Below are 1,000 nucleotides of genomic sequence, written 5' to 3' on the forward strand. Positions count from 1 at the left end.
GCAGCGCGGTCTTGGGGAGGCAGCGCGGTCTTGGGGGTCCCCCCCATGAGCGACTGCCGTGGTTTCCCCCATGAGCGACTGCATCAAGACAAGGTGTTATGGTAACAGCCAATACTTCATCATTTTAGTAATGACTTCCCCTGGAACCTCAGTCGGCTCAAGAGGAGACCATTCGGCAATCTATGCATAGCCCAATTTATAAAGCATTTGGATACTATAGATTACTGCTTCACGAGAGCCTTTCAAAGTGTGATCAACAGGTTGTTTATTGAAGTTTTTATTAAAGTATTTTGACATAGATTAACCCTGGAAATTCTTCTGTTTATTTTGATAAATTTAATGATTATGTTTTAAATTTTCAAGGATTTAAAAAAAAGGGGTTTTTGGTAAGTTTTAGGGGGAATAAAAAAAAGCGTAGCATTATTGAAAAATCGTAGGGTGGGCATTGCTGATTAATATCATGATTTAACGGCGATCAATGAAATGGTAAATGCCCACCAATCCACAATAATCCTAGGCTAGTAATTGCTGATCAATATCATTATTGAACGGCGATCAATGAAATGGGCAATGCCCACCAATCCACAATAATCCTAGGGTGGGCATTGGTTCAGAAACCGGCCATGGGTACCTTGGTTGGTGGGCATTGCTCAGATGAATTTGGGCAGGATTTGGGTAAGTAAACCGGCAATGCCCACCCTACAGAATCCTTTGGTGGGCATTGCTGAGATCAATTTGGGCAGGATTTGGGTAAGTAAACCGGCAATGCCCACCCTACAGAATGCTTTGGTGGGCATTGCTGAGATCAATTTGGCCAGGATTTGGGTAAGTAAACCGGCCATGCCCACCCTACAGAATGCTTTGGTGGGCATTGCTCAGATGAATTTGGCCAGGATTTGGGTAAGTAAACCGGCCATGCCCACCCTACAGAATGCTCCCGATTCCCGATTCCCGATTCCCGATTCCCGATTCCCGATTCCCGATTCCCGATTCCCGATTC

Annotated in this window: 2 pseudogenes; one reads left to right on the plus strand and one right to left on the minus strand. The window is 44.8% G+C overall.

The features are described 5' to 3' along the window. Positions 1–96 precede the first annotated feature (96 nt). Positions 97–297, minus strand: a pseudogene (locus F6K49_RS53140) (hypothetical protein). A 342-nt stretch (positions 298–639) separates the two neighbouring features. Here F6K49_RS53140 and F6K49_RS53145 point away from each other — a divergent pair. Then, positions 640–1,000: pseudogene (locus tag F6K49_RS53145) on the plus strand (hypothetical protein); the annotation flags it as partial.

The sequence above is a fragment of the Moorena sp. SIO3I6 genome (assembly GCF_010672095.1).